The following is a 7116-nucleotide window of genomic DNA, read 5'->3' as shown; positions in this document are numbered from 1 at the left end:
ATCAGCTTTTACAGCCCTACTCAACTGTGCGGAGGTGGGACGACGAAATCGAATTCTAACGAATGACCGATTTCTGTCCCACTCTCTTTCTTGACTTAGCCAGGGGACAAGGATGGAACACATCCTTTTCATCTGAAAGTCTTTTTAATAACTAGCTTTCCCATGACTAATGTTTGACTTTTCCATATTCAGCTTTCTACTGCTGGAAAGGGTGGATGATAACTCCCTGAACGATCCGATTGACCGTACCTGTCGGAGACGGTGTATCTGGTCGATTTTTCACTTTCAAAGAAGTCAAGAGAGAGAAGAGCTGAGCATAGACGATGTAAGGGAAGGCTCGATAGCTATCTTCCAAGATATCACTTTCAAGAACCACTTGCTCAACATTTTCCAAGTCTTCTCTGTGCTCTGTAAAGAAGACCACCTTGCGAGCAATCTGATCTCCTGCCACTTCACGCACCAAATCCAAGTCGTAACGTTTGGTGTATGCATCCCTTGAGCCAAATACCAGCACAAGCGTCTCTTCGTTAATCAGAGATTTTGGTCCATGGCGGAAGCCAACTGGGCTTTCATACATGGTCGCAACTTTCCCAGCGGTCAACTCCAAAATTTTCAGCTGTGCTTCGTGCGCCAAACCAAAGAATGGCCCTGCCCCAAGGTAAATGACACGGTTAAAGTCTAATTCTGTCAAAGCCTGAACGTCAGCTACATCTGCCAAAACCTTTTGACTCAAGGCAATCAACTCAGCTACTCTTGCTTCTTTTTGAGCCAAATCCGCTGGGTCAAAAACCAGAAGAGCTGTCAACATCATAGAGGTGAAGCTGGAAGTCATGGCAAAGCCAGCATCATTTGATGGAGCTGGTTGCAATAAGAGGAGATTCCGCTCATCGCCATGAGCCTGCTGAGCTAGTTTCCCTTCTGCAGCACAGGTAATGGTCACTTGATAAAGCTCGTCAACCAGTTGCTTGGCTAAGTCCACTGTCGCAACACTTTCTGGCGAATTGCCACTGCGGGCAAAAGAAACGAGAACCGTTGGAATTTCCTTGTGCAGATGCACCTCAGGACCAGCCACAATATCAGTCGTCGCAACCGAATTAAAATTCCATTTGCGCTCGTTATAAAGCTTTCTGAAATATGGCAATAACGTATCGCCTACATAAGCCGAAGTTCCCGCACCTGTAAAGATGACTTTTATATAATCATGCTTTTCTTCGATACCTTTTAGAAAAGCAGCGACTTGGTCAGCTTGAGCCTTGTAAGTATTAAAAGCTGTCTGCCAAACATCTGGCTGTTGGTAGATTTCACGCGTGGTGATTTCAGCGCCTAATTCAACCAGTTTCTCTTTTGAATAATCTAGCATGGTAGTCCTTTCAAAAATAAACATCGATATATTAGTTATTTGCTTTTAAAAGAGGGAATGGGAAAATTCCCCACTCCCCTTCATTTCTTTTTTCCTTAGAAAACAGTCCTACTCATCCTCATCATCTGATAAGCCTGCTAAAATATCATTGACTTTAACGATATTTTCGACTGCATTTTTCGGATAGTCAACATCAGCTCCTGTCAGAGAAGCATTGAGAAACTCAATCACCATCGGCAGATTCATGCCGGCGTACAAGTCAATATCCTTACCTTCTAAAATAAGGCGGCTGACTACATTACATGGTGTACCTCCCAAAAGATCTGCAAAGACAATATAGTCTTCAAAATCCTTGACTGTGTCTAAGAACTTAGCTGTGAAATCGTCTGGTCCCTCCTCTGGTAACAAGGCAACGGCATGAATATCCGCTTGAGGTCCCATAATCATCTCAGTGGTTGTTTTCAGCTCTTCACAAAAGCGACCATGACTAATCAAAATTAATTGTTTGCTCATAATTTACACCATTATGCCATTCCAAAGAAGAAGTGACCAAACGCTGAGAACGCAATCGCTGCAAGAATGATGAGCAAGATAGCTTTTGTAGAGTTCATACCCTTACGTCCAAGCAACCAGAAGATTACACCTGTGATGATGGCTGGTACCAAACGTGGGAAGATGAGGTTAAGCATATCTTGAATTTCAATTGCTTTGTCCCCGATGTGTGGAGCCCAAGAAACTTCAACACCAATCATGCTGGCAATCAAGGCACCAACCATGAAGACACCAAGTACAGATGCAGCATCAATCAAAGCTGTCAAAGTACTTTGCATGTTGTTGATGAGGTTAACCCCTTCTTTATAGGCAAATTCCAATTGTTTCCAACGGAAAATGTCATAAGCAACTGCAACAGCGATCCATAGGAAGATACCGGCTGGGTTTCCTGCAACAGCCAAAGTTGCAGCAATTGACCCCATAATAGCTGGCACCAATGATCCAAAGATTGAGTCTCCAAGAGGAGCGAATGGCCCCATGAGACCTGTCTTGATACCATTGACCGCATCTTTTGATTTCACACCATCTTTTTCTTCCAAAGCAAGGTCAAAACCAGTGATAATAGTGTGGAAGAATGGTGAAGTATTGAAGAATTGCGTATGCAATTTCATCATTTCTTTCAGTTCAGGTGTACCGTCTCCATACATTTTGCGCAATTGTGGCAAAATCATGTAAAGGTAACCAGAAGCCTGCATACGCTCATAGTTCCAACCCAATTGGAAGGTAAACAAGCTACGTTTGTTAATCTGTTTAAAATCTTCTTTTGTTAGTTTGTAATTAGAATTCGTCATCTTCAATTTCCCCGCTTTCTGATTCAGTTACTGGAGCAGCTACGACTGTACGTTGGCTGTTTTTGAAGTGTTGTACTGCAAGGAAGACGCCAATGATGGCGATACCAATCATAGATACACTCTTGAAGTTGTTAACAAAAGTAATAGCTTGTTCTTTTGGAAGTTTAGAGAACACTTCAGAACCAACAATGCTAGACACTGCAGCACCAAGGCTTTGAACATTACTGTAAAGCACTGTCAACATAGCTGTCAAGCCAAATCCAAGTGCCAAGTAGTGAAGGTTGCGTTTCACTGGAAGATAACGAAGCAAGATTGCAAATCCAAGACCTGGAAGCATTTGACCTGCAAGTTTCAGACCGTTTGCCAACCATTGTACGTTAGAGATACCTGTAACGACAGTTTCTACGAAAGCTCCACCAAAGGCAAGGGCAAAGAAGACTGGGAGGGCACGAGATGCCATCCAAGGAAGAGCACCAAGGAGATAGTTGCGTTCGATGCCTTTGTAGTCAAAGCGTTCAATCGCAGCATCTACACGGTGAGCGAAGTAAGTTGTAGTCATACGACCAAGAATATCGAAGTAAGTCAAGAGAGCAGCTACTGGAACGGCAATTGTAGAAATCGCAAGTTCAGGTTTGATCCCTTGAGCTACTGAGAAAGCAGTCGCAAGAACCGCACCAGAAGTAGCGTCAATACGAGAAGCACCACCGAAGGTACCAACACCGAGTACCACCAATTGAAGGTTGGCACCAATCAATAAACCTGTAGGTAAATCTCCCATGATGAGACCTGTGATAAATCCAGCAAATACAGGTGAACCTGCTGAAGAAACGATCGTCAACTCATCACAGATTTGATAAGCTGAGTACAGAGTGAGTAGTAAAATTTGCCACCATTGTATCATGACAATGACCTCCTAAAAATTTTTCCTTATTTTAACAAATTCATAAAATCCGCAACCGGATCATTTGGAACCATCTGAGCTGTCAACTTCACTCCTTTTTCATGCAGTTTGTGGAAAGCTTCCACATCCGCATCAACCACATTGATAGAGCGAGTGATGGGGCGAGTTTCGTCTGACTGAGACATATTGCCAACGTTCAGTGTTTCCAGTGGAACACCAGCCTCTACCAAACGAAGGAAACGGTCTGGTTTACGAGCAACGATAAAGAGCCGTTGTGAGTCATACTTACCAGCCAAGATGTTTTCTGCTGCTTTAGCAATTGGCAAAATGCTGAGCTTCACTCCTGGCGGCGTTGCCAATTTGAGTCCGCTCTTTTCGATAGCATTTTCAGCTACCTCATCGTCAATCACCATAATGCGTGAAATGTTGAGTTTGGTAGTCCAGAGATTGGCTACCTGTCCGTGGATCAAACGTCCATCGATACGTGCACCTACGATTGTCATAAATTTTCCCCCTTTATTGTTTTAAATGTAGGTTGGTTAACTAAGTTAATTGATTCTTCATATTCCCCTTCCGTTTCAAAAATGATAATGCGGTTCCTTCCTTCTTTCAGAAGGCTATGCGGAATATAAAGCGATAAGGTTGGTCCGACATTCCAGAAACGACCGATATTGACGCCATTTACAAAGGCAAGGCCCTTTCCAAAACCGGACAAGTCTAAATAAGTATCTTTAAGCGCTTTCATTTCAAAGTCAAAAGCGTAGAAAGCTGGTTGATCTGGCTGCCATCCTTTTGAGAAATCGATATTTTCTGTATTTCCAAATGAAAGTGAATACTGTTGCCAATTCAGCAAGAAGTGCAAATCCTTGCAAACGCCCGTCCGAATCCCTTTTCGCTGGGTATCTGCCAAGAACTTGTGCCCGTAATTGACCCGACCCATATTCTCAATCAGAATATCAATCTGGTGGGTCGCTTTCTTTTTACCAGTGACAAAGATATCTTGACCAATCTCTGATTGATACTGGGTTGCCCTAAGCTTACCGTCCACAAAGAGCTGCATCCGGTCTCGCCCGTCAATCACCCGTATTTTTTCCTCATCCGCATCCCAGCTGGCTTCGGTACGGTAAAGCAAGTAGCCATAGCTCTGCCCCAAATCCTCCATTTTGACAGGATAGAGACTCTCTACTGGCTGAGCCAAATCAGCTAATGTCTCAAACAAACTCACCTTCTCACTCAGAGCAATGTCTCTCAGTTCAAAAGATTCTTTTGTGAGCGGTTTCATTTGTGGGTGCTCAGGATAGTAGGTTTCCATCATTTTTTGCACTGCAAAATATTTCGGAGTTGGATTTCCCTGTTCATCAAGCAGGGCATCATAATCATACGAGGTCACCTGTGGTAAATCCGTCACACCTCTGGCCGAGCAGCCATTCATGAAGCCAAAATTGGTGCCGCCATGAAACATATAGAGGTTGATAGAGCCTTGTTTCAGAACCTCATGGACAGCTTGAGCCAATTCCTCAGGATCCCTTTTGATAATTGGCTCTTTCCAACGATTGAACCAACCATCCCAAAACTCCATACACATGAGCGGCCATTTTTTGCCATGCTCATCAAAGAATTCCTGCATCTGGGCAAAATTATAATCTGCCTTGGAGCCGAAATTTCCTGTAACAAATAAATCTTCCTCAATCAGCGTACCGGCTCTCAGCGTCGCCCGCCAAGGACCATCCGATGTAAAGAGCGGGCAATCAAGGCCTCGGTCCAACATCATCTGCCGAATCGCTCTCAGGTAGTCTTTATCCTCCCCGTAAGAGCCATATTCATTTTCCACTTGCATCATGAGAATATTCCCGCCCTTGTCCAAGAGCCTTGGAACCAAGCGAGGAAGCAACTCATCATAGTAGTCTGCAACAGCCTGAAGATAGGAAGCATCAGAAGAACGAATTCTCATATCGTCCGTCAAGAGCCAGGCTGGCATGCCGCCAAATTCCCACTCCGCACAGATAAAGGGCGAAGGGCGAACGATGGCATATAATCCTAAATCTTGAGCAATCTGAAGAAACTTCTCAATATCTAAAATTCCCTGAAAGTCAAACTGGCCTTTCTTTGGCTCGTGCATGTTCCAAGGAACATAGGTCTCAACTGTATTGAAGCCTAAGGCTTTAAGATTGTAAAGCGAGTGATACCAGTCTTCCGGCTGAATCCGAAAATAGTGAATCGCTCCTGATAAAATCTTAAACTCCTGACCATCCAAGTAGAAAGAAGAGCCTATTTCAAATCTCTTCATCTCCCCATTCCTCCTAGATTTAAAACGCTTTCATTTCTTATTAATATTAATATAATAAACTTTTGCATAAATGTCAACATTTTTTTTAAAAATATGTTAAAATCAATATAGAGAGGGATAAAAAAAGAGAGGTGAGCACAATGGCTATTCCTAAATATCAACAAATCAAAGATGATTTGAAACAACAAATCATTTCTGGTAACTTTGAAAACGGTGATAGATTCTACACAGAAGCTGAGTTAATCAAGATGTTCAACGTCAGTTCCATCACCGTTGTCCGCGCTTTGAACGAACTTGCGAATGATGGCTACATCATCCGTCAGCAAGGGAAGGGAACGTTTGTTTCACGCGCAAGAAAACACAAGCGTGTGGAATTCTCTGATATTGAAACTTTCCCTATCCAAAAGGATAAGGTGACTGTTCTGTCTATCAAACGCGGAAATGAATTGAAAATCTTGGACAAACTAGAACTAACACCGTCCCAGTTCTACTACAAGATTGACCGTATCAGAAGGACCGGCGATAAAGTCTATATTTATCACCAAACCTACATTCCTGAACAGTACATCAATCCAAACTATCCAGATTTGGACTACTACAGCTCGATCTACAATCGCTTCAAGACGGATTATCACATCCACATGAATGATGAGTATTTCGAAGAAACCAACGAAATCGTCTTTCCAACGCCAAAAGACATTGCCAAGACCTTAGAAATTGATCCAAACTTCCCAACTGTGCATCAAGTCAAGATCACAAAACTGGAAAATACTGGACAAATCCTAGAGTACAGCGAAACCTACAAGCGTGGCGATTTCTTCAAAATCAAATTTATTTCTTCTAGTCGCGATCATTAATCTGAAAAACGATGGTTCTTATGAGCTGTCGTTTTTCATTTCCTGACCAACTAGCCTATCCTTATTATAAACCTATCTATACCAATTTGCAAGGTATTTAAACGATTTTTGTTTAATAAACATCAAAAAATGACAGAAAATAAACAGTATTTTTTAATTTCGTATATTTTCTTAGTAGTCTAGGACTGAAAACCAACAAAAACAAAACTTTTATCATACATTCGAGAATAATAAAAATGAGAGTGGGACAGAAATCGGTAATTCGCTAGAATTCGATTTCGTCGTCCCACCTCCGCACAGTTGAGTAGGGCTGTAAAAGCTGATGAAATCAGCGTAGTAGAGCCCACTCAACCACTGCGTCTTGCTCG

At 42.6% G+C, this 7116-nt stretch carries 7 protein-coding genes; 1 reads left to right on the top strand and 6 read right to left on the bottom strand.

The genetic code is table 11. The features are described from left to right. Positions 1–196: 196 nt before the first annotated feature. The 6 genes from A0765_RS08315 to A0765_RS08290 all read right to left on the bottom strand — a co-directional run bounded on the left by A0765_RS08315 (position 197) and on the right by A0765_RS08290 (position 5891). Complete coding sequence (locus A0765_RS08315) at positions 197–1360, bottom strand: SIS domain-containing protein (RefSeq protein ID WP_062005961.1); 1164 nt, start codon at positions 1358–1360, stop codon at positions 197–199. Positions 1361–1468: 108 nt separating this feature from the next. Beyond that, complete coding sequence (locus tag A0765_RS08310) at positions 1469–1873, bottom strand: PTS sugar transporter subunit IIA (RefSeq protein WP_048763128.1); 405 nt, start codon at positions 1871–1873, stop codon at positions 1469–1471. Positions 1874–1884: 11 nt separating this feature from the next. Then, positions 1885–2703 (bottom strand): PTS system mannose/fructose/sorbose family transporter subunit IID, encoded by an 819-nt coding sequence (locus tag A0765_RS08305; protein ID WP_005591340.1) that lies wholly within the window; start codon positions 2701–2703, stop codon positions 1885–1887. Next, positions 2690–3604, bottom strand: a complete 915-nt coding sequence (locus A0765_RS08300) for a PTS mannose/fructose/sorbose/N-acetylgalactosamine transporter subunit IIC (protein ID WP_062005959.1) — start codon at positions 3602–3604, stop codon at positions 2690–2692. The genes A0765_RS08305 and A0765_RS08300 overlap by 14 nt, the downstream gene beginning before the upstream one ends. 26 nt (positions 3605–3630) lie before the next feature. Continuing rightward, positions 3631–4107, bottom strand: coding sequence for a PTS sugar transporter subunit IIB (locus A0765_RS08295; RefSeq protein WP_045498334.1), 477 nt, complete (start codon positions 4105–4107; stop codon positions 3631–3633). Then, positions 4104–5891, bottom strand: coding sequence for a glycoside hydrolase family 35 protein (locus tag A0765_RS08290; protein WP_062005957.1), 1788 nt, complete (start codon positions 5889–5891; stop codon positions 4104–4106). The genes A0765_RS08295 and A0765_RS08290 overlap by 4 nt, the downstream gene beginning before the upstream one ends. 140 nt (positions 5892–6031) lie before the next feature. On the opposite strand from A0765_RS08290, the gene A0765_RS08285 reads away from it, so the two are divergent. After that, the gene (locus A0765_RS08285; protein WP_062005956.1) at positions 6032–6748 is read left to right on the top strand and encodes a GntR family transcriptional regulator; all 717 of its coding nucleotides are present in this window, start codon (positions 6032–6034) and stop codon (positions 6746–6748) included. Positions 6749–7116: the final 368 nt, after the last annotated feature.

The organism is Streptococcus cristatus (genome assembly GCF_001588905.1).
Classification (GTDB): domain Bacteria; phylum Bacillota; class Bacilli; order Lactobacillales; family Streptococcaceae; genus Streptococcus; species Streptococcus cristatus_N.
Note: the sequence above shows the minus strand (reverse complement) of the source record. Positions and strands in the feature narration are given on the sequence as shown.

Excerpts from the sequence above, each read along its gene's own strand:
- A0765_RS08285 (WP_062005956.1), top strand. The coding sequence starts at position 6,032 with ATGGCTATTCCTAAATATCAACAAATCAAAGATGATTTGAAACAACAA.
- A0765_RS08290 (WP_062005957.1), bottom strand. The coding sequence starts at position 5,891 with ATGAAGAGATTTGAAATAGGCTCTTCTTTCTACTTGGATGGTCAGGAG.
- A0765_RS08305 (WP_005591340.1), bottom strand. The coding sequence starts at position 2,703 with ATGACGAATTCTAATTACAAACTAACAAAAGAAGATTTTAAACAGATT.
- A0765_RS08315 (WP_062005961.1), bottom strand. The coding sequence starts at position 1,360 with ATGCTAGATTATTCAAAAGAGAAACTGGTTGAATTAGGCGCTGAAATC.
- A0765_RS08310 (WP_048763128.1), bottom strand. The coding sequence starts at position 1,873 with ATGAGCAAACAATTAATTTTGATTAGTCATGGTCGCTTTTGTGAAGAG.
- A0765_RS08300 (WP_062005959.1), bottom strand. The coding sequence starts at position 3,604 with ATGATACAATGGTGGCAAATTTTACTACTCACTCTGTACTCAGCTTAT.
- A0765_RS08295 (WP_045498334.1), bottom strand. The coding sequence starts at position 4,107 with ATGACAATCGTAGGTGCACGTATCGATGGACGTTTGATCCACGGACAG.